The organism is Rhizobium sp. 01T444 (genome assembly GCF_056398305.1).
Window position 1 is genome coordinate 16,822 of the sequence record NZ_JBFTPD010000009.1, and the last position, 23,181, is coordinate 40,002.

At 58.7% G+C, this 23,181-nt stretch carries 23 protein-coding genes and 5 tRNA genes; 15 read left to right on the top strand and 13 right to left on the bottom strand.

Translation table 11 applies throughout. The features are described from left to right. Positions 1–53: 53 nt before the first annotated feature. The 3 genes from AC1DTN_RS14610 to recJ all read left to right on the top strand — a co-directional run bounded on the left by AC1DTN_RS14610 (position 54) and on the right by recJ (position 4,899). On the top strand, positions 54–1,271 hold the full coding sequence (locus AC1DTN_RS14610) for an LL-diaminopimelate aminotransferase (protein ID WP_007825161.1): 1,218 nt from the start codon (positions 54–56) through the stop codon (positions 1,269–1,271). Positions 1,272–1,335: 64 nt separating this feature from the next. Continuing rightward, a complete protein-coding gene (locus tag AC1DTN_RS14615) occupies positions 1,336–2,661 on the top strand; it encodes a homoserine dehydrogenase (protein WP_007825159.1) in 1,326 nt (441 codons plus the stop codon). 435 nt (positions 2,662–3,096) lie between these two features. After that, positions 3,097–4,899: a single-stranded-DNA-specific exonuclease RecJ gene (recJ, locus tag AC1DTN_RS14620; RefSeq protein WP_310383255.1), complete on the top strand. Its 1,803-nt coding sequence runs from the start codon at positions 3,097–3,099 to the stop codon at positions 4,897–4,899. Between the two features lie 29 nt (positions 4,900–4,928). Here the strand turns inward: recJ and AC1DTN_RS14625 are convergent, their stop codons facing one another. From AC1DTN_RS14625 to gloA, 6 genes are all read right to left on the bottom strand, one after another. Then, positions 4,929–6,098, bottom strand: coding sequence for a TMEM43 family protein (locus tag AC1DTN_RS14625; RefSeq protein ID WP_439014859.1), 1,170 nt, complete (start codon positions 6,096–6,098; stop codon positions 4,929–4,931). A gap of 305 nt (positions 6,099–6,403) precedes the next feature. Then, a tRNA-Glu gene (locus AC1DTN_RS14630) sits at positions 6,404–6,478 on the bottom strand. Between the two features lie 232 nt (positions 6,479–6,710). Next, positions 6,711–6,785: transfer RNA gene (locus tag AC1DTN_RS14635), tRNA-Glu, on the bottom strand. A gap of 74 nt (positions 6,786–6,859) precedes the next feature. After that, positions 6,860–6,934 (bottom strand) — tRNA-Glu (locus tag AC1DTN_RS14640). A gap of 194 nt (positions 6,935–7,128) precedes the next feature. Further along, positions 7,129–8,226, bottom strand: a complete 1,098-nt coding sequence (locus AC1DTN_RS14645; RefSeq protein ID WP_439014860.1) for a YcbK family protein — start codon at positions 8,224–8,226, stop codon at positions 7,129–7,131. A gap of 96 nt (positions 8,227–8,322) precedes the next feature. Next, entirely contained in the window at positions 8,323–8,763 is a 441-nt protein-coding gene (gene gloA / locus AC1DTN_RS14650) for a lactoylglutathione lyase (protein ID WP_112545722.1), read from the bottom strand. Between the two features lie 194 nt (positions 8,764–8,957). Here gloA and AC1DTN_RS14655 point away from each other — a divergent pair, with 194 nt between their 5' ends. The 5 genes from AC1DTN_RS14655 to AC1DTN_RS14675 all read left to right on the top strand — a co-directional run bounded on the left by AC1DTN_RS14655 (position 8,958) and on the right by AC1DTN_RS14675 (position 11,242). Then, positions 8,958–9,536: a cold-shock protein gene (locus AC1DTN_RS14655; RefSeq protein ID WP_007827433.1), complete on the top strand. Its 579-nt coding sequence runs from the start codon at positions 8,958–8,960 to the stop codon at positions 9,534–9,536. Further along, positions 9,536–10,024, top strand: a complete 489-nt coding sequence (locus AC1DTN_RS14660; RefSeq protein ID WP_439014861.1) for a DUF192 domain-containing protein — start codon at positions 9,536–9,538, stop codon at positions 10,022–10,024. Before AC1DTN_RS14655 ends, AC1DTN_RS14660 begins: the two co-directional genes overlap by 1 nt. A gap of 83 nt (positions 10,025–10,107) precedes the next feature. Beyond that, a tRNA-Pro gene (locus AC1DTN_RS14665) sits at positions 10,108–10,184 on the top strand. A gap of 618 nt (positions 10,185–10,802) precedes the next feature. Continuing rightward, complete coding sequence (locus AC1DTN_RS14670) at positions 10,803–11,108, top strand: ETC complex I subunit (protein WP_310383286.1); 306 nt, start codon at positions 10,803–10,805, stop codon at positions 11,106–11,108. Between the two features lie 57 nt (positions 11,109–11,165). Beyond that, positions 11,166–11,242, top strand: a tRNA-Arg gene (locus AC1DTN_RS14675). Positions 11,243–11,390: 148 nt separating this feature from the next. On the opposite strand, the gene AC1DTN_RS14680 is transcribed toward AC1DTN_RS14675, so the two are convergent. Continuing rightward, positions 11,391–11,915, bottom strand: coding sequence for a DUF992 domain-containing protein (locus AC1DTN_RS14680; protein ID WP_439014862.1), 525 nt, complete (start codon positions 11,913–11,915; stop codon positions 11,391–11,393). A gap of 188 nt (positions 11,916–12,103) precedes the next feature. Between AC1DTN_RS14680 and AC1DTN_RS14685 the strand changes: the two genes are divergently transcribed. Continuing rightward, positions 12,104–12,277, top strand: coding sequence for a hypothetical protein (locus AC1DTN_RS14685; protein WP_439014863.1), 174 nt, complete (start codon positions 12,104–12,106; stop codon positions 12,275–12,277). Positions 12,278–12,468: 191 nt separating this feature from the next. Further along, the gene (locus AC1DTN_RS14690) at positions 12,469–12,807 is read left to right on the top strand and encodes a hypothetical protein (RefSeq protein ID WP_439014864.1); all 339 of its coding nucleotides are present in this window, start codon (positions 12,469–12,471) and stop codon (positions 12,805–12,807) included. 59 nt (positions 12,808–12,866) lie between these two features. Here AC1DTN_RS14690 and AC1DTN_RS14695 read toward each other — a convergent pair whose 3' ends face one another. The 4 genes from AC1DTN_RS14695 to AC1DTN_RS14710 all read right to left on the bottom strand — a co-directional run bounded on the left by AC1DTN_RS14695 (position 12,867) and on the right by AC1DTN_RS14710 (position 17,133). Beyond that, positions 12,867–13,640 (bottom strand): amino acid ABC transporter ATP-binding protein, encoded by a 774-nt coding sequence (locus tag AC1DTN_RS14695; protein ID WP_007827421.1) that lies wholly within the window; start codon positions 13,638–13,640, stop codon positions 12,867–12,869. A gap of 15 nt (positions 13,641–13,655) precedes the next feature. Then, a complete protein-coding gene (locus AC1DTN_RS14700) occupies positions 13,656–14,801 on the bottom strand; it encodes an amino acid ABC transporter permease (protein WP_113322781.1) in 1,146 nt (381 codons plus the stop codon). A gap of 1 nt (position 14,802) precedes the next feature. Beyond that, positions 14,803–16,005 (bottom strand): amino acid ABC transporter permease, encoded by a 1,203-nt coding sequence (locus AC1DTN_RS14705; protein ID WP_113322783.1) that lies wholly within the window; start codon positions 16,003–16,005, stop codon positions 14,803–14,805. A gap of 102 nt (positions 16,006–16,107) precedes the next feature. Then, positions 16,108–17,133, bottom strand: a complete 1,026-nt coding sequence (locus AC1DTN_RS14710) for an amino acid ABC transporter substrate-binding protein (RefSeq protein WP_113322785.1) — start codon at positions 17,131–17,133, stop codon at positions 16,108–16,110. Between the two features lie 378 nt (positions 17,134–17,511). Here AC1DTN_RS14710 and AC1DTN_RS14715 point away from each other — a divergent pair, with 378 nt between their 5' ends. Continuing rightward, positions 17,512–18,702, top strand: a complete 1,191-nt coding sequence (locus AC1DTN_RS14715; RefSeq protein ID WP_439014865.1) for a cystathionine beta-lyase — start codon at positions 17,512–17,514, stop codon at positions 18,700–18,702. A 15-nt stretch (positions 18,703–18,717) separates the two neighbouring features. Here AC1DTN_RS14715 and AC1DTN_RS14720 read toward each other — a convergent pair whose 3' ends face one another. Both AC1DTN_RS14720 and AC1DTN_RS14725 read right to left on the bottom strand, forming a co-directional pair. Continuing rightward, entirely contained in the window at positions 18,718–19,866 is a 1,149-nt protein-coding gene (locus AC1DTN_RS14720) for an FAD-dependent monooxygenase (RefSeq protein ID WP_439014866.1), read from the bottom strand. A gap of 28 nt (positions 19,867–19,894) precedes the next feature. Next, positions 19,895–20,140, bottom strand: a complete 246-nt coding sequence (locus tag AC1DTN_RS14725; RefSeq protein WP_113322789.1) for a zinc-finger domain-containing protein — start codon at positions 20,138–20,140, stop codon at positions 19,895–19,897. Between the two features lie 147 nt (positions 20,141–20,287). On the opposite strand from AC1DTN_RS14725, the gene AC1DTN_RS14730 reads away from it, so the two are divergent. The 4 genes from AC1DTN_RS14730 to AC1DTN_RS14745 all read left to right on the top strand — a co-directional run bounded on the left by AC1DTN_RS14730 (position 20,288) and on the right by AC1DTN_RS14745 (position 23,034). Further along, positions 20,288–21,073 carry an alpha/beta fold hydrolase gene (locus tag AC1DTN_RS14730; protein WP_439014867.1) on the top strand — a complete coding sequence of 262 codons (786 nt, stop codon included), beginning with the start codon at positions 20,288–20,290 and terminating at the stop codon, positions 21,071–21,073. Between the two features lie 132 nt (positions 21,074–21,205). Continuing rightward, positions 21,206–22,039 carry a serine O-acetyltransferase gene (gene cysE / locus AC1DTN_RS14735; protein ID WP_007827405.1) on the top strand — a complete coding sequence of 278 codons (834 nt, stop codon included), beginning with the start codon at positions 21,206–21,208 and terminating at the stop codon, positions 22,037–22,039. A 138-nt stretch (positions 22,040–22,177) separates the two neighbouring features. Beyond that, the gene (locus AC1DTN_RS14740) at positions 22,178–22,381 is read left to right on the top strand and encodes a DUF3126 family protein (protein ID WP_007827403.1); all 204 of its coding nucleotides are present in this window, start codon (positions 22,178–22,180) and stop codon (positions 22,379–22,381) included. Between the two features lie 284 nt (positions 22,382–22,665). Continuing rightward, positions 22,666–23,034: a phasin family protein gene (locus tag AC1DTN_RS14745; protein WP_007827401.1), complete on the top strand. Its 369-nt coding sequence runs from the start codon at positions 22,666–22,668 to the stop codon at positions 23,032–23,034. The last annotated feature ends 147 nt before the right edge of the window (positions 23,035–23,181 follow it).

Sequence of the window (23,181 nt, forward strand, 5' to 3'; positions counted from 1 at the left end):
ACGGAACGAGCTTCGACAGCGGTCAGGTTGGCCGCATTTCCATGGGGAAAGAGATGGAAGAGTTTCACAAAGTCCGGCGTTTGCCGCCTTACGTTTTCGAACAGGTCAACCGTTTGAAAGCGAGCGCGCGAGCGGGCGGGGCCGATATCATCGATCTCGGCATGGGAAACCCTGATCTTCCGACCCCTCAGGCGATCGTCGACAAGCTCTGCGAGGTCGTTCAGGACCCGCGCACCCATCGTTATTCGTCCTCCAAGGGCATTCCCGGTCTGCGGCGCGCGCAGGCTGCCTATTATGCGCGCCGATTCGGCGTGAAGCTCAATCCGGATACGCAGGTGGTCGCTACCCTTGGCTCCAAGGAAGGCTTCGCCAACATGGCGCAGGCCATCACCGCACCGGGCGACGTCATCCTCTGCCCGAACCCGACCTATCCGATCCATGCCTTCGGCTTCCTGATGGCTGGCGGTGTGATCCGCTCCATGTCGGTCGAGCCGGACGAGAGCTTCTTCCCGCCGCTGGAACGCGCCGTTCGCCACTCGATCCCGAAGCCGCTGGCGCTGATCCTGAATTACCCGTCGAACCCGACGGCCTTCGTGGCGACCCTCGACTTCTACAAGGACGTCATCGCCTTCGCCAAGAAGCATGACATCATCGTGCTGTCGGACCTTGCCTATTCGGAAATCTATTTCGATGGCGAGCCGCCACCGTCGGTTCTGCAGGTGCCGGGCGCAATGGATGTGACGGTTGAATTCACCTCCATGTCCAAGACCTTTTCCATGCCCGGCTGGCGCATGGGCTTTGCGGTCGGCAACGAGCGGCTGATCGCAGCACTGACGCGTGTGAAGTCCTACCTCGATTACGGTGCCTTCACGCCGATCCAGGTTGCCGCAACCCATGCCCTGAATGGCGACGGTTCCGACATTGCGGAAGTCCGCAACGTCTACAAGCGCCGCCGCGATGTCATGGTCGAGAGCTTCGGCAAGGCCGGCTTCGAAGTGCCGCCGCCCGCTGCCACCATGTTCGCCTGGGCGAAGATCCCGGAAAAGTTCCGTCATCTCGGCTCGCTGGAATTCTCGAAGCTTCTGGTCGAGAAGGCCGACGTCGCCGTTGCCCCGGGTATCGGTTTCGGCGAACAGGGTGACGATTACGTTCGTCTGGCGCTTGTCGAGAACGAACACCGCATCCGCCAGGCTGCGCGCAACATCAAGAAGTTCATGTCGACGGCGGACGAGACGATGCACAACGTTATCTCGCTCAACGCCCACCGTTAATTCCAACCTCGAAGACAGCCGCAGATTTGCGGCTGTCTCTCACTAGACATTTCAGGATCGATCCATGGCAGATGCCCTCAAAATCGGCATTGCGGGCTTGGGCACCGTTGGCGCCTCGCTTGTTCGCATCATCAGGCAGAAAAGCAATGAACTTGCAGTCACCTGCGGACGCCCGATTACGATTACGGCAGTTTCGGCGCGTGATCGTTCGAAGGACCGTGGCATCGATCTGACTGGCATCACCTGGTACGAGCGTCCGGAAGAACTGGCCGAAAAGGCCGATATCGACGTGTTCGTCGAGCTGATCGGCGGCGCTGAAGGGGCTGCAAACGTAGCTGTTCGCGCCGCTCTTTCCCGCGGTCTCCATGTGGTGACCGCCAACAAGGCGCTGCTTGCCTATCACGGCGTCGAGCTTGCGACGATCGCCGAAGAAAAGGGCTCGCTCCTGAACTTCGAAGCGGCCGTTGCCGGCGGCATCCCTGTTATCAAGGCGCTGCGTGAATCGCTGACGGGCAACACGATCTCGCGCGTCTACGGCATCATGAACGGCACCTGCAACTACATCCTCACCAAGATGGAGAAGGAAGGCCTGTCCTTTGCCGATTGCCTGAAGGAAGCTCAGCGCCTCGGTTATGCCGAAGCCGATCCGGCTTTCGACATCGAAGGCAATGACACCGCCCACAAGCTTTCGATCCTGACGACGCTTGCCTTTGGCAACAGGATCGCCGCCGACGATATCTATCTCGAAGGCATCACCAATATCTCGATCGACGATATCCACGCCGCCGCCGACCTTGGCTACCGCATCAAGCTGCTCGGCGTCGCCCAACGCACGGATACCGGCATCGAACAGCGCGTGCATCCGACCATGGTGCCGGTCGATTCCGTCATCGCCCAGGTCGATGGCGTTACCAATGCGGTCGCAATCGAATCCGATATCCTCGGCGAATTGCTGATGGTCGGCCCCGGCGCCGGCGGCAACGCCACGGCCTCTTCGGTGCTCGGCGATATCGCCGACATCGCCAAGAGCCAGCCGGGCGCCCAGCGCGTTCCCGTTCTCGGCCATCCTGCCAAGTCGCTTGAGACTTACCGCAAGGCGCAGATCCAGAGCCATGAGGGCGGCTATTTCATCCGCCTGACCGTTCTCGACCGCACCGGCGTTTTTGCCAGCGTCGCCACGCGCATGGCGGAAAACCAAATTTCGCTGGAATCGATCGTCCAGCGTTCCAAGCAGCATCTGGCGCCCTCGCACCACCAGACGATCATCCTCGTCACCCATGCGACCATGGAGGATTCGGTGCGCAAGGCGGTCGCTGCAATCAAGGAAGAAGGCTACCTCGTCGGAGAACCACAGGTCATCCGCATCGAGCGTCCCAAGGAAGAATCCTGACGCTTTGTTCCAATTTGGAACGGTTCAACCCGTCCGAGGTCGCTCGGACGGGTTTTCTGTTATTAATCAAAGCATTTCGCCGAATTTATATTAACAGATATGTAGATATAGATATAATCAACCTGGGAGCCGTTGGAGTCGCGGGTTGAGGAATATCGAGCATACGCATGATCATGTTCGGACGGAGATCGAAAACCCTCAGGCGGGCTTGCAGAAATCTGACCCTACGGCGCCTGGAGCTGCCTTCGAGCGCGAGGCGCCGCGAGGGCGGAATTGGGCCACGCTCCTGATCCTGCTTTCGATCCTCTTCGTCCAGCTGCTTGTTATCGGCTTGGTTATCTGGGCAATTTTCTGGTAATCCACAGGCTTGAAATCACCGCTTTGCTATCTGCCCTGCATCTGTAAAAAGGGCAGATGATGAAAGCGGAGTTTGGCATGGCAGATCAGGTCGATCCGGTACCGCGTGCCTTCCTGGGCGTCGAAAAATCGGTTCTCGACAATCGCTGGGTTTCACGCCTCGATCAGGCGGGGCAGAACCGCGCGCTCGCCATGTCGCAGATGCACGGCCTGCCGGATCTGATCGCACGTGTGCTTGCCGGCCGCGGCGTGACGGTGGATGAGGCAGTCGAATTCCTCGATCCCACCATCCGCAGCCTCATGCCAGACCCCTACAAGCTGACGGACTGCGAGAAGGCCGCCAAGCGCCTTGCCGCTGCGATCCGTGACGGCGAGCCCGTCGCGATCTTCGGTGACTACGATGTCGATGGTGCAGCCTCCTCCGCGCTCATGTATCGCTTCCTGACCCATTTCGGCGTCAAGGCGCATATCTATATTCCCGATCGCATCTTCGAAGGTTACGGGCCTAACCCGACGGCCATCAATCAGTTGATCGACAACGGCGCTAGCCTCATCGTCACGGTCGATTGCGGCTCCACCAGTCATGAGGCGCTGGCGGCTGCCGCGGACCGCAACATCGATGTCGTCGTCATCGATCACCACCAGGTGACACACGAGCTGCCGCCTTGCCACTCCCTCGTCAACCCAAACCGCGAAGACGATCTTTCCGGGCTAGGGCATCTTTGTGCGGCCGGTGTCGTCTTCATGGTGCTGGTTGCAACGCTGCGCCTGCTGCGCGAGGCTGGAGACAAGCGCATTCTCGCGATCGATCTCCTGCAGTGGCTGGATATAGTGGCGCTCGCGACCGTCTGCGATGTCGTGCCCCTCAAGGGCCTCAACCGCGCCTATGTGGTCAAGGGGTTGGTCGCGGCGCGCCACCAGAGCAATGCCGGTCTTGCGGCACTATTCCGCAAGGCGGGCCTGGCAGGTCCTGTTACGCCCTATCATTTCGGCTTCCTGATCGGCCCGCGCATCAATGCCGGCGGGCGAATCGGTGATGCTGCGCTGGGAAGCCGCCTGCTGACGCTGGACGATGCCGTAGAAGCCGAAGCCATCGCTCAGCGGCTGGACGAGCTCAACCGCGAGCGGCAAGCCATGGAAGCGATCATGCTGCAGGAGGCCGAGGCCGAAGCGCTGGCCGAGTATGGAGACGGCGAGGGGGCTTCCGTTATCGTCACCGCGCATGAGAAATGGCACCCCGGTATTGTCGGCCTCATTGCCGCGCGCCTGAAGGAGAGGTTCAAGCGACCCGCCTTCGCCATCGCCTTCGATCCCTCAGGCAGGGGCACCGGTTCGGGGCGTTCGATCAACGGCTTCGACATGGGCAGGATGGTGCGTGCAGCGGTCGACGAGGGACTGCTTGTGAAAGGCGGTGGTCACGCCATGGCTGCCGGCTTGACCGTCGAGCGCGGCAAGCTTGGCCTGCTGAGAGCCTTCTTCATCGAGAAAGCACAGAAGACGGTATCGGCTCTTGTTGCCAATGAAACGCTGAAGATCGATGGTGCTATCGCTGCAAGCGGCGCAACGATCGAGCTTATCGACCGTCTGGAAACGGCGGGGCCTTATGGCTCGGGACATTCCCAGCCAGTCTTTGCCATACCGGCGCATCGTGTGCGTGATTCCCGCCTGGTCGGCGAGCGGCATGTGAAGGTGACGCTGGAAGCCATGGACGGTGCGCGCCTCGACGGCATAGCCTTCAGGGCTGCCGAGACCCCGCTCGGCAACCTGCTTCTCAACTCTCGCGGCGCCAACCTGCATGTCGCAGGCTCGCTCGGTGCCGAACACTATCAGGGCTCGCGCAGAATCCAGCTGCGTATCAGCGACGGCGCACCGGCCAAGTGACTGGCTGAAGGGCTAGGCTTGGAAAGAGATCAGGCCGGCTGCGGCTGAGAAAGCGGTGCTTTTCTGCGAAGGCGAGTGACGATCACGGCAAGCAATATGCCGCCCGCAATGATTCCGACGGACAACAGCGGCCTGTAGGCGAACCAGCCTATGGCGATGACAACAGGGCCGACGAGCAGTGTCAACACGCAGGCCACGATGCTCGTGCCGAAGCCGATGACCGAGCCGAGAAACGGAATCAGGTCGGCGAGGATGGGCAGGAGCGCAAACATCAGCTTGAAACTGACGAACAAGCCGATGAGGCCGCAGGCGCGCACAAGCCAGGTGATAATGCTGTTTTCGCTCTCTGCCGTTTTGAACATCTGGCCGGCATCCACATGGCCATCAGCGGTAAGGAAAATATCGCGGTGGTTGGTCGTCTCGTAGGGAACGAGCGCGCTGTGACTCTGCTTGCCGACGATGCTTGCCGTTTCCACGTCGATTCTCTGGTAGGTGATCCTGAGATCGCCGACGTCGGGCAGGTTTTCGTTCAGACCGATATAGGCACCCTCGGAATTGCGCTTTGCCGGCCGGCTGGCGCCAACCTGCACCGCTATGCGCTGCACGTCGCTGTCGGTGAGCGCGAGTCGCGAATAGTCGCCGATCCCCGCCACATCCTTGCCTGGTACCGAGAAGGCGCCGACATGCGCCGTTTTTGCCGTGAAGGTGGCGCCGTCAGGCATGCTGGTTGGATTTTGATGATCATCAGATTGCTTGAAGCGGCTCGAATCGACGATGTCCGAGCGCCATTCCTTGGTGTAGGAATAGGTCGTCGTCGTTTCTTCGCCGCCACCCAATGTCTTTTTGGTCTGGCTCTCGCTCTTTTCCACCCACTGATACATCGCGACGCTACGGGAAAGGCCGACGGCCCGATCGGCGATGACGCCGAATTGGCTATCCTGCGGGATCTGATCGGATTTCACCGCGCCACTGATATGGACCAACTTGCCTTCATTGGCCGAATCGATAGCCGCACCATCGACCGAAATCACCTGTGACGCGCCTTCGGACAGAGCGCGATAGGTCTGGATCGCACGTCCTTCGTTCCATATCAGCAGCCAGATACATCCGATAAGCAGAACAAGGCCGACCAATGCGCCGATCAGCGCGCTTTTGATGCGCTCAAACCACGAGGTATAGGTCGTTTCCGTATGGCTCATATCCGAAAATCCCTTGTCGCTCAGGAGTATGTTGGAGTGCCGTGTCAGCAGAAATGCCTTGATGATCTTAGACGCCGCCCGCTAATCCCCGGTAAATACCGAAAACCATTTTTGGGCTGATCATATCGTTGAAAAGAATGAGTTTTCCGAAGATTGCGGAGCGAGTTCACGAGCCGAGCTTCGTTCTGCAGACGGCAGCGTATGATGCGTGATGTCATTGCATTTGCCCCATCAACTCGCGCGACAAGCACAGTTGGATCCGCGAACGGAACTCTATGAAAAGACAGGGAAATGATGAAGGAGAGTGGCACGCCCTAGGGGAGTCGAACCCCTCTTTACAGAATGAAAATCTGTCGTCCTAACCGATAGACGAAGGGCGCGTGCTCTGTGGTGGCGCCCTTATAGTCAGCACCTTTCTGCGCCGCAAGCGGCAAAATGAGAATTTTTCGCCGGATTATGCAGATTTTTTCTGGGCTTGTGGAAAAGTGGAAAGCGGACGGGAATGATTGTCTTCGCCAGACCTTGTCGCTGCGTGAATTGTTGGCCTGCAGCGGTGGGTCACCATATGACAGGACAAATTTAGTTCTTCGTGAAATTTCGGTCGGTGGCTTTTGGTACGCCCTAGGGGAGTCGAACCCCTCTTTACAGAATGAGAATCTGTCGTCCTAACCGATAGACGAAGGGCGCAGGCTTTCAGCTCAAATAGGAAAGCGCAATGCGTTCCGCAAGCGGTAAGTATAATGTCGAATTGGAAGAAGAAGTGGCACGCCCTAGGGGAGTCGAACCCCTCTTTACAGAATGAAAATCTGTCGTCCTAACCGATAGACGAAGGGCGCGTGCTGTGGTGGCGCCCTTATAGTCAGGCACTTCCGATCCCGCAAGCGGCAAATTCGAAATTTTTCAAAAAAATGACAAGCCGTTTCCGCTTGTGGAAAATGAAGATTATTGCAGCTGAATCAAAGAGCTGCAGTGGCGGCTGGAAATCGGGGTCCGGCCGCTTTCCCTACGTCACTCTTTCAGAGGGGGAAGGTCAGATCGCCCTTGCCGAAGCGATCGGCGCGCTCTTGCGGCCGCAGCCCCAGTTCCAGTCTCGGGCATTGCCGGTGTCCAGATGGACCGAATCCGTGTGGCAATAGGTGCCGACACCGCCGCGGTTCGGGAGCGAGCGGATATATTGGGCGATATCCCATTTGCTGATGCCGTCGATCTGGATATCGGCGGCCTCGCAGCTCTTGTGCATCGACTCCTCGGCGCCGCCGACTTCACGATTGTGCTGCGGATCGCGATAGCCCGATGTAATAACGACGGGCTTGCCGAAATGAGTCTCGACCGTCTTGATGACCCGCATGAGATCGGGCTTGAAGCAGCCGACCTGGACGCTGTCGTTCTGCACATGCAGGCCGTTCGGCGCCACACGCGTCATGCCGGGCAGCGATGCCTTCTGCAGCAGCCCGGAAAGGCTGCTGAGCAGGTTCTGCTTCGGCGCGCTGTAGAGCGCATTCATCGTCGATCCCGGAATGCTTCCGCCGGCAAGCGAAGCCGTCTGATCAGGCGCAAGCTTCGTGCTGGTATTCTGTGACGACTGCTGCGGCAGCATCTCGCCTTGCTGTGGCTCGGGCGGCGCGCTGAACACGCTCGATCTTGGGCCAGCGTTCTCAGGTGCGTAGGCGTTCACGCCCTGCCGCTGGATGACCGTCGAGGTCGAATTGTTCTGCGGCAGCGGCTGATGATCGGAAAAGATGCTCATCGCCTGCGCATTGATTCGCGTCGACTGCATGACGAGACCGCCGATATTGGCCGGCTGCTGCTGTTGCATAGACGGATCGACGGGCGGCGCGGCCGTTGCCGCATTCGGATCTTGCACTGCTGCCTGCGGATTGACACCGGAGACATTGGTCAGCATCGGATCGCGATAGAGCTGTTTCGACGCGGGGGACGATGCGGCGGGCATTGCTGCTGCAAGCCTCGGCGCCGGCTGTCCCCCCACAGCCGGTGTGGCGACGGCGGCCGAATCAAGCGCCTTCTTGTCGGAGACGCAGCCGGAAAGCGCCAGGATAGAGCTGGCGATCAGCAAAGCACCGACAGCCTGCCGGCTCGGAGGGGCAATCCGCTTGTTGTTTCTGGGCAACCGAGAAATCTCCGGTGAATGCGGAAGGCGCCCGAAAGCGCGCTTCCGTTACGATAGAACCGGAGAATGCCTCGTGAAGCTTGCCTGCAGCTTGGCTTACCAGGCGCCGGTATTGCCCATGGACAGCCAGGGTTCGGCCGGGGCCAGTTTTTCGCCCTTCTGCAGGATCTCTATCGAGATGCCGTCGGGCGAGCGTACGAAGGCCATGTTACCATCACGCGGGGGGCGGTTAATCGTAATACCATTGTCCATCAATTTCTGGCAGATCGCGTAGATGTCATCCACCTCATAGGCGAGGTGACCGAAATTGCGTCCTCCGGTATAATCTTCCGTGTCCCAGTTATAAGTGAGCTCCAGGCAGGGAGCTTTTTCGCTGCGGGCACGGTCGAGATCATCGCGAGCGGCCAGGAAAACGAGCGTGAAGCGGCCCTTCTCGTTCTCATGGCGGCGGATTTCCTCGAGTCCGAAGAGTGTGGTGTAAAAATGGAGGGAAGCGTCGAGGTCTTTGACGCGAACCATGGTGTGGAGATAACGCATTGTGTTTCCTCTCTCTATTTAGGCTAGCCCATCTGGAGTAACAGACGCCAGTTTCGGGCAAGTCATCGCTATAAAATGTACAGTTGGGAATAACCGAAAACTAGGACTTGCGCTTATCCGTTACCAAGATGTTAATCTTGATTTCAAGAATCAGTTAACCGTAACAGTGTGACGCGTATTGAGGGGCTGGCGACATGGCTGACAGGATTTCATCGAATGGCTTTACCGACCTTGAGGAGTTGTCGGGGGAACCGGTTGACCTCGTTGAAATCACCGGCGTGGTGAAATGGTTCGACGTGGCCAAGGGCTTTGGCTTCATCGTTCCCGACAATGGCATGCAGGATGTGCTGCTGCACGTAACCTGCCTCCGACGCGACGGCTACCAGACCATTCTTGAGGGCACCCGAATCGTCGCGCTTATCCAGCGTCGCGAGCGTGGCTTCCAGGCCTTCAAGATCCTCTCCATGGATCAATCGACTGCGATCCATCCCTCGCAGATGCCTCCGGTTCGCACCCATGTGCAGGTCACGGCAACCAGTGGCCTCGAGCGCGCCCTGGTCAAGTGGTTCAACCGCACCAAGGGTTTCGGCTTCCTGACGCGCGGTGAGGGCACGGAAGACATATTCGTTCACATGGAAACGCTCCGCCGCTTCGGCCTCACCGAACTGCGCCCCGGCCAGGTGGTGCTGGTGCGCTTCGGCGACGGCGAGAAGGGCCTGATGGCTGCCGAGATCCATCCTGACGTTCCGAGCCCGGTTGGCCGGTCTCACTGATGCGCAGCCTTTTCTCCGTTGAGATGATGAGAAGCGCCTCCATGGCGCTTTTTTTCATGGTCGCCCTGCCGGCATTTGCACAGCAGGACATGCACTTCGATAGAGAACCGCTGATCATCCAGACGGCTGCGGGCAAAATGCTGCACTTCACCGTAGAGATCGCTGCCACCGGCGACCAACGCGCCTACGGCCTGATGTTCCGCAAGACGATGGCCGAGAACGTCGGCATGATCTTTGATTTCGGCGTATCGCGGCGTGTCACCATGTGGATGGAAAATACCGTCCTGCCGCTCGACATGCTCTTTGCGGACGACAGGGGCGTGATCACCCATATCAAGGAAGACGCCACGCCCTATTCCCGCGACATCATCGATTCGATGGGTGAGGTCCGATATGTGGTCGAGATAAACGCCGGCATCGCCCGCAAGCTCAATATCCGCCCCGGCGATCGTATCGTCAGCGCCACGACAACGAAAAAGGCGAAGTAAGCCTGTGAAATCTGCCGGCCTAGGTGGATTTATGGGGTTGCTAGGACAGGGGGAAGCGTGTATTCCCGCTGCCAACAACGGCTCGGAGTGTAGCGCAGTCTGGTAGCGCATCTGGTTTGGGACCAGAGGGTCGGGAGTTCGAATCTCTCCACTCCGACCATGTTTTTCCCTATATCCCTAGTGATTTGAGATTGGCGCCACAATTTGTTGCGTTGCCGTCACAAGGCGGATTTTGGCATCGGGAACATGCGACAATATCATTCACGTCGCTAAAGCACGCCTGTCTATGCGTGCCGTGATTCAGCCCTGAGCAAGCAGGCCGACATATTGGGCATAACTGATCGCCGCGTAAAAAAACGCAGTGATGCTGGCTCCAATCATGATGGCGTGGAATTCTGCAGAGGTTCTCATAGTTCTCACCCGTGTCACAACGGTTGGTAGGCACCCTAGTCGCCTATGCCGGCCATAACAATTAGAAAGCGATCAAAACATGCAACAATCCGAAACATTTCGGATTGTGTAACAGGATTGCCCGCTTATCCACACCCGGCTGCAAAGAGGGCTGCGCCTTGGGCGCTCCGTATTAGAAACGCACGGAGCGGCAATCGGTTTCGCTCACCTGTCCATGCTGTGATAACGGCGCTTTTCCCTTGAAAAGACGAGGATTCGCGGATAATCAAAATTCACTTCTTGCTGCCATACTGGGATATGCAAGCGAGCCTGATCAGGGTTGATTTATGAAAGGCGGGCGCCGCCCGCATATCGGAGGCACTGCAGCATGTCTGCTAAGATCTATCGTCCGGCCAAGACCGCAATGCAGTCCGGTAAGGCAAAGACCCATCTCTGGGTGCTGGAATTCGATCAGGAGCAGCCGCGCAAGATCGATCCGATCATGGGCTACACCTCGTCAGGCGACATGCGCCAGCAGGTCAAGCTGACCTTCGAAACGCAGGAACTCGCAGAAGCCTATGCCAAGCGCAGCGGCATCGAATACCGCGTGATTGCTCCGAAGGATCCCATCCGTCAGGTCGTCGCTTATCCGGATAATTTCCGCTATACCCGCACCCAGCCCTGGACGCATTGATCCGTACGCGGTTCAAGACAAATATGCCGCATGTCGCGGGATCGCGACATGCGAGACGGCCCCTTAGCTCAACTGGATAGAGCAGCTGCCTTCTAAGCAGCAGGTCGCAGGTTCGAGTCCTGCAGGGGTCGCCACTTTTTCAGAATTTTCTAGATATCGCGACATGACTATGAACTCTGTTCGTGGCCAAGGGCAGCATTAGAATCGGTAACAACAACAAGCCGGCGGCGCATCGGATATGACGACGCGCCGCCGGCCTTTGTTTTATTGGCTCTTGCTGCCTTAACCCTCGGGCGACAGCGTCATGGACGTGCCTGTCGCGGCAACATTGAGGCCAAGCTGGCCCGTGACGCTGATCGTCTGAAGATGGATCGAACCGGAAGTGCCGCCAAAGAGGACGTTGGTGCCGAGGCCGCCGACAAGCGTGGCTTCAGCGGTCGCACCCTGGTAGAGGCCGGCCAGCGAGCCGCGGTGATAGCCGGCTGTCGGCGCGAAGACGGCCCAAAGCAGACGACCACGCGTGGTGAAGCCGAGATCCACGCCGAACTTGCGCAAAGCACCGCTGTAATGTTCAGGCGATTCGCCACGGCTCGTCGGCTGGAAGACACAATCGATCTGCTTGGAAGAACCAAGCACATAGCCGACACCACCGCCGATATCGCAATCGAGATAGCCGATCTTCACGCCCCCGCTTACATCGGGAGCCACCGGCGGCTCCGTCCGTACCAGGTCCGCCGCACTGGCGCTCATGGCAAAAGCCTGGAGCAACGAGGCTGCGGCGATTGTGGTCGCGAGTATCTTTTTCATTTTCGTCTCCTTTGGATATCGCAGGAAGGATATAACGTCGGCTTTGTCATAACCAAGGCAGGAAAGTCTTTGCGGTCATTTTGGTTCCGACAGTCATCTGTGCCAAGCTGCCGCACCCATCTTTTATGGAACTCTATCGGCCTGCATCGGTTGTCCAGATATCCATTTTTCAAACAATGGAGATCAGAATGAGCAAGACCAATGCAGACGAAATCCGCAAGAAAACAGAGCGGCAGGTAGAGAACACCAGTGCCGGAGGACATCTTGGCGGGACTTATTTCGGCCAGCAGCCCGATGGCAAGACGGCCTCTTCCAGCAGTTCCGAGGCACGAAAGTCACGGCCGAACGACGGCCGCAACTGACGTGAGGACGATTGCAACGGGCATTTGCGACTGGCCCGAGAGGTCAGTCGCCTCATCCAAAGGTGGTATTTGTCCCAAGTTGAAACGCACGAATCTAGTAAATTTTAGGGTATTTTAACCATGATTTTCTCTCGGCAGCTTCCCTGAAACATTTGGAACCTGACCGCGTTTAATTCGCACGGGCTAATCCAATGAGCGTCGCCCTCGGCAATTCGGGCAGCGGCATAAACGTCAATGCCAGCATCGGCGGTGGTGATGGAACAGGCCCTGCGCTTTTCGGGCCGAATGGCTTGAATCTCGGCCTTGGTCTCGGAGCCGCTAGCACAGGTGGAGGCGCGAGTTCCGGCGACGGTACCGGGGTAGGGTCCGGCAGCCTCACGCCGACAGTGGTGCTCCAGCGCTTCCGGGAAATGTCCGTCAATGACCAGAAGAAGATGCTTGTTCGCTGTCGGGATATATCCGTTTCCAGCGGGTATGATTCTGGCCTCGCAGGGCTGTTCGGTCTGCTGCGCTCTACGGCTTCCCGTTAGAACGCATGAAAAACCCGCCGGTAATCAGCCGGCGGGTTTTGAATGTTATATCTGCCTGATCAGTGCAGGATCTGGCTGAGGAACAGCTTGGTGCGCTCATGCTGCGGATTATCGAAGAATTCGGCCGGCGAATTCTGCTCGACGATCTGGCCCTGGTCCATGAAGATCACGCGGTTCGCGACCTGGCGGGCAAAGCCCATTTCGTGGGTGACGCAGAGCATGGTCATGCCTTCTTCGGCAAGGCCCACCATCGTATCCAGCACTTCCTTGATCATTTCCGGATCGAGCGCCGAGGTCGGCTCGTCGAACAGCATGATCTTCGGGTTCATGCAGAGCGAACGGGCAATCGCCACACGCTGCTGCTGGCCGCCCGACAACTGGCCTGGATATTTGTTGGCCTGTTCGGGGATCTTGACGCGCTTCAAGAAATGCATGGCCACTTCTTCGGCCTGCTTTTTCGGCATTTTGCGCACCCAGATCGGCGCCAGCGTGCAGTTCTCCAGAATCGTCAGATGCGGGAAAAGGTTGAAATGCTGGAACACCATGCCGACTTCGCGGCGCACTTCGTCGATCTTCTTCAGGTCGTTGGTCAGTTCCGTGCCGTCAACCACGATCCGGCCCTTCTGGTGCTCTTCCAGACGGTTGATGCAGCGGATCATCGTCGACTTGCCTGAACCCGAAGGGCCGGCGATGACGATGCGCTCGCCGCGCATGACCTTGAGGTTGATGTCGCGAAGAACGTGGAAGTCGCCGTACCACTTGTTCATGTTGATGATCTCGACGGCCACATCGGTCGCCGACACGGTCAATTTCTTGGTGAGAGGCTCTGCCATTGCGGGTTCCTATTCTTATCGTTTGTGGCCGGTGTCGAGATGGCGTTCCATGAATGCTGAATAGCGCGACATGCCGAAGCAGAAAAGCCAGAAGGTGAAGCCGGCGAAAATCAGCCCGGACAGCGGCGTCACAGCCGTTGCCCAATTGGCATCGGTGAAGTTGAGGCGAACGATACCAAGCAGGTCGAACATGCTGATGATCGATACCAGTGACGTGTCCTTGAACATCCCGATGAAGGTGTTGACGATGCCGGGGATCACGAGCTTGATCGCTTGCGGCATGATGATCAGCCGCATCTTCTGCCAGTAGCCGAGGCCAAGCGAATCCGCACCCTCGAACTGGCCCTTTGGAATGGCCTGCAGGCCGCCGCGAATGACCTCAGCCATATAGGCGGAGGCAAAGATCGATACACCCACGATCGCTCGCAGCAGTTTGTCCACCGTCCAGCCGGCCGGCAGGAAAAGCGGCAGCACTACGCTTGCCATGAAGAGAACCGTGATCAGCGGCACGCCACGCACGACCTCGATGAAAATGATGCTCACCATGCGGATGACAGGCATATGCGAGCGTCTGCCGAGCGCTAGAAGAATACCGACCGGGAAGGAGACGACGATGCCGACGAAAGAGAGCACCAGCGTCACCATCAGCCCGCCCCAGAGCGGCGTGTCGACGATTTCGAGGCCGAAGCCACCATAAAGCAGGACGAAAGAGACGATCGGCAGCACGACGAAGAGCAGGATCGCATTCAGCCCCTTGCGCGGCACAGATGGGATGAGCATCGGCACGAGCAGGAGTACGAAGAGAATGCCGACCAGTGTCGGCCGCCAGCGCTCGTCGAGTGGATAGCGTCCGTAGATGAATTGGTCGAACTTGGCATTGACGAAGGCCCAGCAGGCACCACTCCAGCCATCCGGCTGAATGCCGCCCTGGACTGTCGTGGCGCAGAAGGTGCGGTCCGGACCTGTCCAGACCGCCTGCACGAACAGCCAGTTAACGGCATGCGGTAGAGCCCAGGCGAGGAAGGTCGCTGCCAGAAGAGTGAGGATGATATCCTTGGGTGTCGCAAGCAGGTTGCGGCGTATCCAGGCTGCCGCACCCTTTTCTCCAGCCGGAGGCGGCTCCGGTGCGAGTATGGTGGTTCTGACGAAACTGTCGCTCATCTTATCTCTCCACCAGCGCCATCTTGGCATTGAACCAGTTCATGAGCAGAGAGGTCACGATGCTGAGGCTGAGGTAGATGACCGCCCAGATCAGGATCACCTCGACGGACTGGCCCGTCTGGTTCAGCGTCGTGCTGCCGACAGCAACGAGATCGGCAAAGCCGATCGCGATCGCCAGCGACGAGTTCTTGGTGAGGTTCAGATACTGGCTGCTCAGCGGCGGGATGATGATGCGGAAAGCCTGCGGAATGACGACCAGCCGGGTGATTGCCGAAGGATGCAGGCCGAGTGCCGCTGCCGCCTCCGTCTGTCCCTTGGGCACGCCGCGGATACCTGAGCGCACGATCTCGGCGATGAAGGCCGCCGTGTAGAAGGAAAGCGCCAGGAAAAGCGACATGAATTCCGGGCCGACCACGGAACCGCCGGTCAGATTGAACTTGCCGGCGACCGGGAAATCAAAAGACAGGGGTGCGCCTGCGAGCAGGAATGCAATGAGCGGCAGGCCGACGATGAGGCCGATCGAAACCCAGATCGTGTGGAACGGCTGACCTGTCGCGGCCTGCCGACGATGCGCCCACCGTGCGGTGATAATAGTGGCGATGATCGCGACAGCGAAGGCAACGCCGACCAGCCAGAAACCGTCGCCGAAGATCGGCTTGGGGAAGGCGAGGCCGCGATTGTTCAGATATGATCCGAGAGGCAGATGCAGCGAGTCACGGGCATTGGGCAGAATCGCCAGAACACCCGAATACCAGAAGAAGATCACCAGCAGCGGCGGGATGTTGCGGAAGACTTCCACATAGACCGTGCAGAGCTTGGCAATCAGCCAGTTCCGCGACAGACGGCCGATACCGACAACGAAGCCGATAATCGTTGCAGTGATGATGCCGGTAACGGCGATCAGGATAGTATTCAGAAGGCCGACGAGCAGCGCACGGCCATAGGTCGAATCACTCGAATACGGGATCAGCGACTGGCCGACTTCGAAGCCGGCGCGTCCGTTCAGAAAGCCGAAACCCGATGCAATGTTGGCGCGCGCCAAATTGACTGCCGTATTGTGAGCAATCGACCAGATCAGCGCGACCAGCAAGACAATGGTAAGGACTTGGAAGAAGATGCCCCGAACTGTCGGGTCATAGAGGGCAGACTGGAAGCTCCAGCCGCTCCTGGGCAAAGATGTTGAATCCGCAACCTGATGCGTCATGCCTGGCCAATTCCCCACGTTATGCGCTCCTTTTCGGAGCTTTTTTATAGGAGGAGGGAAAGGCGGTTATCCGCCTTTCCGGCTTTTCATGCGTAGTGCCGATTAACGAACCGGCGGAGCGTACTGAATGCCGCCCTTGTTCCAGAGAGCGTTGAGGCCGCGCGAGATCTTCAGCGGGCTCCCCTGGCCGATGTTCTTTTCGAAGACTTCGCCATAATTGCCGACGGTCTTGATGATGTTGTAGGCCCAGTCATTGGTCAGGCCGAGATCGGTACCGATCTTCGTGTCGGCTTCAACGCCGAGGAAGCGCTTGATATCCGGGTTCGGCGAATTCTTCATGTCGTCGACATTGGCCTGCGTGATACCGAATTCTTCGGCGTTGATCATCGCGTAGCCGACCCAGCTGACGACATCGAACCACTGGTCGTCACCCTGGCGAACGGCCGGGGCGAGAGGCTCCTTGGAAATGATTTCCGGCAGGATCATGTGCTCGTCCGGGTTCTTCAGCGTCAGACGCAGCGAGTAGAGGCCCGATTGGTCAGTCGTGTAGACGTCGCAACGGCCGGAGTCATAAGCGGCGTTGACCTCATCCAGTTTCTCGAAGACGACCGGATTGTACTGGAGGTTGTTGGCCTTGAAGTAGTCGGCGAGATTGAGCTCGGTGGTGGTGCCGGACTGCACGCAGACGGATGCGCCGGAGAGTTCCAGAGCCGACTTCACGTTCAGGCTCTTGCGAACCATGAAGCCCTGGCCGTCATAGTAGTTGACGAAGCGGAAGTTCAGGCCGAGAGCCGTATCACGGTTGATCGTCCAGGTCGTGTTGCGGGCCAGAACGTCGACTTCGCCGGACTGCAGGGCCGGGAAGCGGTTCGCGGCGCTAAGCGGCGTGAACTTCACTTTGGTCGGATCGCCGAAGACCGCAGCGGAAACCGCGCGGCAGAAGTCGACGTCGAAGCCCGACCAGTTGCCGGACGCATCAGGTGCAGCAAAGCCGGCAAGACCGGTGTTGACGCCGCACTGGACAAAACCTTTTGCCTTTACGTCTCCGAGAGTAGTGGCCGAAGCGGCCGAAGCGCCAAGAGCGAAAACTGCTGCGCCGGCTGCTGCGGACAGGAGCTTGTACTTCATTTTTCCCAACCTTTTTCCGTTGTCTTATCTTTATCTTTTCGGGGAGTGGCCGGATTGAACTAGCCCATGTACCTCCCCATTTCCCGCAACCCTCCCGGCGCGAGTGGGTCTATCACAGTCGCAAATGTCACTATGGTCAAGTGTCGCGGCCAATAATTGCGGCAAAATTCAGCATTTTGGTGGATTGCGCTGCGTCTCTAGGCACTTGGCTAGAAATTGGGCTCTAGCTTGAGGAAAAAAATAGCGCTGAAATCGCGAAGTAAAGGCCGGCGGCTTCGCGGGCGAGGCTATCACGTCAAGTTGTAGGGGTTGACCCTGATGGCGACGGGGTTCAAGAGTTCGGCCTTTGCATACCCTCGCCAGAAGGCCATTTCCAACATGAAAGATCTAGACAGTCTCCTGCCGGGCGCCGGCATAAATACCCGTCTTTCCCATATCGGCTATGACCCCGCGGATTATCACGGTTTCGTCAATCCGCCGGTGGTGCGCGCGTCCACGGTGCTCTTTCCCGACGCCAAGTCCATGGAGACGCGCAACAAGAAATACACATACGGCACCCGCGGCACGCCGACGACCGACGCCCTTGCCGAGGCGATCAATGCGCTCGAAGGCTCGGCCGGCACTGTGCTGGTGCCCTCCGGCCTCGCTGCCGTCACGGTCGCCATCCTGGCCTATGTTGCGGCAGGCGATCACGTGCTGGTCGTCGATTCCGTCTACGGTCCAACGCGCCATTTCTGTGACACGGTCCTGAAGCGCATGGGTGTCGAGGTCGACTATTTCGATCCGGCGATCGACGCGGCCATCGAGACGCTCTTCAAGCCGAACACCACGGTCGTGCTGACCGAAGCCCCAGGCTCCAATACTTTCGAGATGCAGGATATCCCGGCCATCGCGGCTGTGGCGCACAAACACGGCGCCGTCGTGCTGATGGACAACACCTGGGCCACACCTCTCTATTTCCGGCCGCTGGACTTTGGCGTCGACGTGTCCATCCATGCCTCGACCAAATATCCATCGGGCCATTCCGACATTCTGATGGGAACCATTTCCGCCAATGCCGAGCACTGGCCGCGGCTGATCGAAACGCATGGCACACTCGGCCTTTGTGGCGCGCCTGATGATTCCTACCAGATCCTGCGTGGCCTGCGCACCATGGGGATCCGGCTGGAGCGCCACTACGAAAGCGCGCTGGCAATCGCCACGTGGCTCGAAAACCGCGAAGAGGTTGCCCGCGTCCTGCATCCGGCCCTGCCGAGCTTCCCGTCGCACCATATATGGAAGCGCGACTTCAAGGGTGCCAGCGGCATCTTCTCCTTCGTGCTGAAGGTTGACGATCCGCAAAAGGTCAAGCCGAAGGCACATGCCTTCCTCGATGCGCTCTCTTATTTCGGACTGGGCTATTCCTGGGGCGGCTACGAAAGCCTTGCCATACTGGTCAATCTTTCGGACCGAGAGATCGCCAGGGCCCCGGCCGAAGGTCCGGTCATTCGCCTGCAGATCGGTCTGGAAGATGTCGTTGATCTCAAGGCTGATATCGAGCGCGGCTTTGCTGCAGCAAACGCCGTCTGATCAGCCACCATTTGATCAGCCGACTGGGCGATAGCCGTAAATCCAGTCGAGATCCGCGGCGAGGCTTTGCGGCGGTTTCAGCGACAGCACGATATCCCGGCCGAGACGGATCGGTCCGCTCGCATGATAGGCAAAACGGTTAAAAGCGCCGCGCTGGCGGAGCTTGGCGATGCGCGGCATGCGATGCCGTTCAAAGAGCGAGATGGCTTCGGAAACCGGGCGGGTGGCGAGGAAGGCTGCAAGCTCGAATGCATCCTCGATCGCCATCGCGGCCCCCTGTGCCGCAAAGGGCATCATGGCATGTGCCGCATCGCCGATCAGCACGATCTTGTCACCGTCCTGCCATTTGCCCGGCGTTGCCTCGAAAAGCGGCCAGAAGGTGATGTCGCTGCGCCGCCCGAGCAAACCGGCAATAACAGGATGCCAGCGACGGAAGCGTGACTGCAGAAGCTCCTGCTGAGCCTGTGTCGGCTCGCCTTGCCAGGCCTGCGGCGCGATATTGCCGGCGGTAATCGCCACCATGTTGAAGCCGCCGGTTTCCTTCAGCGGATAGCAGACCATATGCGCCGAGGAGCCGAGCAGGGCCGAGACGCTGGTGCGGTCCAGAAAGCCCGGCGCCTCTGCTTCTGCGATGGTAAAACGGAAGGCGACGTTTCCGGAGAATTGTGGGGCAGGGGCGCCCGGTATTGTCTGCCTCAGCCTGGACCAGACGCCATCGGCGCCGATGATGACATCGGCCGGGCGCCGGCCCTGTGGCAAGTCTGATTCGAAACGTGTTCCGAGATGGAGCGCGCAGAGCGGATTGGCGCTGACGGCATCCAGCAGGGCCTTCTGAAGCGTCTTGCGATGCAGGACGCCGTAGGGCGCTCCCCAGCGGTTCCTGGCAAAACTTCCGGCCGGGACAGCTGCAAGTTCGCGCAGCGAACTGCCCGAGATCAGCCGGATGGATTGCGGCTCGAGCCAGAGGCTGGTCAGCCGATCGAGCACACCGAGTTCGGCAAGCACGCGCGATGCATTGGGAGAGATCTGCAGGCCGGCACCCACCTCGGCAAGCTCGGGCGCCTGTTCGAAAATATCCGAACTGATGCCACGTCTTGAGAGTGCCAGAGCAGCCGTCAGTCCGGCAATTCCGGCACCGATAATGGCGGCATGTTCGACCGGCATGGGATATCCGATCTAAAGAGGGGGGAAATTACGCCGCCTTGACGAGGAAGACGCAGCCGGGCGGGTTTGTCTGGTTGGACTTCAGCGAAGCATTGTAGCGGTAGAGGGTCGAGCAGTAGGAGCAGACCTTCTCATTGTCTTCGCCCATATCGATGAAGATATGCGGATGATCGAAGGGAGCGGATGCGCCGGTGCACATGAATTCCTTGACGCCGACTTCGATAACGCGGTGACCGCCGTCGTTCTGGAAGTGGGGAATGCTGTGGCCGGCCATGTCTGTCTCCGAATGCTTTGAAATTCTGCGCGGACTTTATAGGCCTTCGAAGCAAAAGTGTAGTGCCAAAGCATGGCTCCATTGCGAGTTTTTGGCTTCACGCTGAAAGGCCGCTCGACTATGGTCTCGCCAAATAAGGACGGCCCGATGAACCTGAATACGCCTGCATTTTCAAGCTTCACCCATGATGGACTGAAACTCGCTTTCTTCGATGAGGGTGAACCCTCCGGCCCGCCGGTGCTGCTGATCCATGGCTTTGCTTCGTCGGCGAGCGTCAACTGGGTTCATCCGGGCTGGCTGAAGACCCTAGGGGATGCCGGTTACCGTGTCATTGCCATCGACAACAGAGGGCATGGCGCCAGCGACAAGCCGCGCGATGCCGAAGCTTACAGGCCATGGTTCATGGCTGGTGACGCGATCGCGCTGCTTGATCATCTCGGTATTTCCGAGGCCAATCTGATGGGCTACTCCATGGGCGCCCGCATCTCCGTCTTTGCGGCGCTTGCCCATCCACACCGCGTCCGCTCGCTGGTGCTCGGCGGCCTCGGTATCGGGATGACGGATGGGGTGGGCGATTGGGACCCGATCGCCGATGCGCTGCTTGCACCGTCGCTTGCCGACGTCATCCATCAGCGCGGCCAGATGTTCCGCGCCTTTGCCGAGCAGACGAAGAGTGACCGCGAAGCCCTTGCCGCCTGTATCAAGGGTTCGCGCGATCTGGTTGCCCGCGCTGACATGGGCAAGATCGATGCGCCCACCCTGATCGGAGTTGGGACGAAGGACGATATTGCCGGTTCTCCCCAGGAGCTTGCAGCGCTGATGCCTCACGCCGAAGCACTCGATATTCCCGGCCGCGACCACATGCTCGCCGTGGGTGATCGGGTGTTCAAGAAGGCCGTCCTGGAATTCTACGCAAAGGTCGCTGCCGGCTGACGTCCCCGGCAGGTGACATAAACGTGATTTCAAAGAAAAACATGCTGAACCGGTGTGCCGCGGGCACCCATTTATGTTATCGGCGTTTTCCTCTATATAATCGCATTCCAACGGGAAATGAGGAGGCCGGAAATGGTCGCTAAGACGGATATCCGCACGCTGGAGGGAGCCCATCCGCTGAAGGTGATGGACCCTATCTGGGACAGCCTGCGAGAAGAAGCGCGCCTCGCTGCGGAAAGCGATCCGGTGCTGGCGGCCTTCCTTTATTCGACGGTCATCAACCATCGCTCGCTCGAAGAATGCGTCATTCACCGCATCTGCGAGCGCCTCGACCATCCCGACATGCAGGCAAACCTGCTGCGCCAGACCTTTGAGGAAATGCTCGAGGACTGGCCGGAATGGAGCTCGATCCTGCGCGTGGATATCCAGGCAGTCTATGATCGTGACCCCGCTTGCCTGCGCTTCATGGAAGCCGTTCTGTACTTCAAGGGCTTCCACGCGCTGCAGACGCACCGGCTGGCGCATTGGCTGCTGAACCGCGGCCGGCGCGACTTCGCGCTTTACTTGCAGAGCCGCTCCTCCAGCGTCTTCCAGACGGACATCAATCCGGCCGCTCGCATCGGTAAGGGTATCTTCCTCGACCACGCGACCGGCCTCGTCGTCGGCGAAACGGCTGTTATCGGCGATAACGTCTCCATCCTGCATGGTGTGACGCTCGGCGGCACCGGCAAGGAGGGGGCCGATCGTCACCCGAAGATCGGCACGGGCGTCATGATCGGCGCAGGCGCAAAGATCCTCGGCAATATCGAGATCGGCTTCTGTTCGCGCGTCGCTGCCGGCTCCGTCGTCCTGAAGGCGGTGCCGCCAAAGACCACGGTGGCAGGCGTGCCCGCCAAGGTCGTCGGTGAAGCGGGCTGTTCCGAGCCTGCCCGGGTGATGGATCAGGTTATCGGCGCCGATATCTGAGCCTTCATTGGAAAAATGCGTAAAAGCGCCTAGATCCCGGTGGAGACAGTCACTGCTAACACGAGCTCGCGACCTTTACAGCGCAGCTTTACCTGTGCAAGAAGCGGCCAACCGAGATCGCTTACGGAGATCAAAAGAGTGAAGCCTGAAGAAATCAAGAAGCTCGACGCCTATTTCAAACGCACGCTGAACCCGCAGATCGTGGTGAAGGCGCGTCCGCGCAAGAACGACTCCGCGGAAGTCTACATTGGCGAAGAATTTCTGGGTGTCATCTACATCGATGACGAGGACGGCGACCGTTCCTACAATTTCTCGATGGCAATTCTCGACGTCGATCTCTGATCGCCGTCACATCGATCAAAAGCCGTGGATCGCCAGGCGATACACGGCTTTTTTGTTTGCGCCGATCGCCAAATACGCTGGTTCACTAAAATTTCTGCTAACCCTGTGGTTGCAGTCGCCTGATATATTTTAGCAAAATCAATAAAAGACGAACGTGCCCAAAAATCCGGTCTTTAGCGCTGACAGCGGGTGCAACCATTGGGTGTTTTGCGATGCACAAGACTACTTGACTCTTTGTGCGTTGCAGCTACCCTCTGCTTGCAACTGCCAATTGGAGGATGGTCATGTTCAATTTCGACGATACAAACCGGAAGAGCAAGGAAGCCGTAGATTCGATGCTCAAGAGCTATTCCGATACTGCCAAGGGTTTCCAGGCGATTGCCTCCGAGGCGGCCGAATATTCAAAGAAGTCCTTCCAGGATGCCGTCACCCATTTCGAGACGCTGTCAGGCCTAAAGAGCTTCGAGGCGGCCTTCGAATTGCAGACCAATTATGCGAAGTCTTCCTATGAGGCTTTTGTTTCCGAAGCGACCAAGCTCGGCGAAATGTATGCCGACCTCGCCAAAAATGCTTACAAGCCCTACGAAGCACCGATGGCCGCCGCTGCCGCCAAGGTCTCGAAAGCCACTCCGGTAGCCCCCGCCGCCGCATAAATCTTGTGGCGCGTTGCGCGCCGCCTATTGAAAATCAAAGACCGGCACCGCATTTGCGGCCGGTCTTTTTTGTTTCCCGAAGCGCGCCCTGGTTTTTACGCAGACTTTTTTGGCCTTTGCGTCAAGTCCTGCGGAATTGTGATTGCA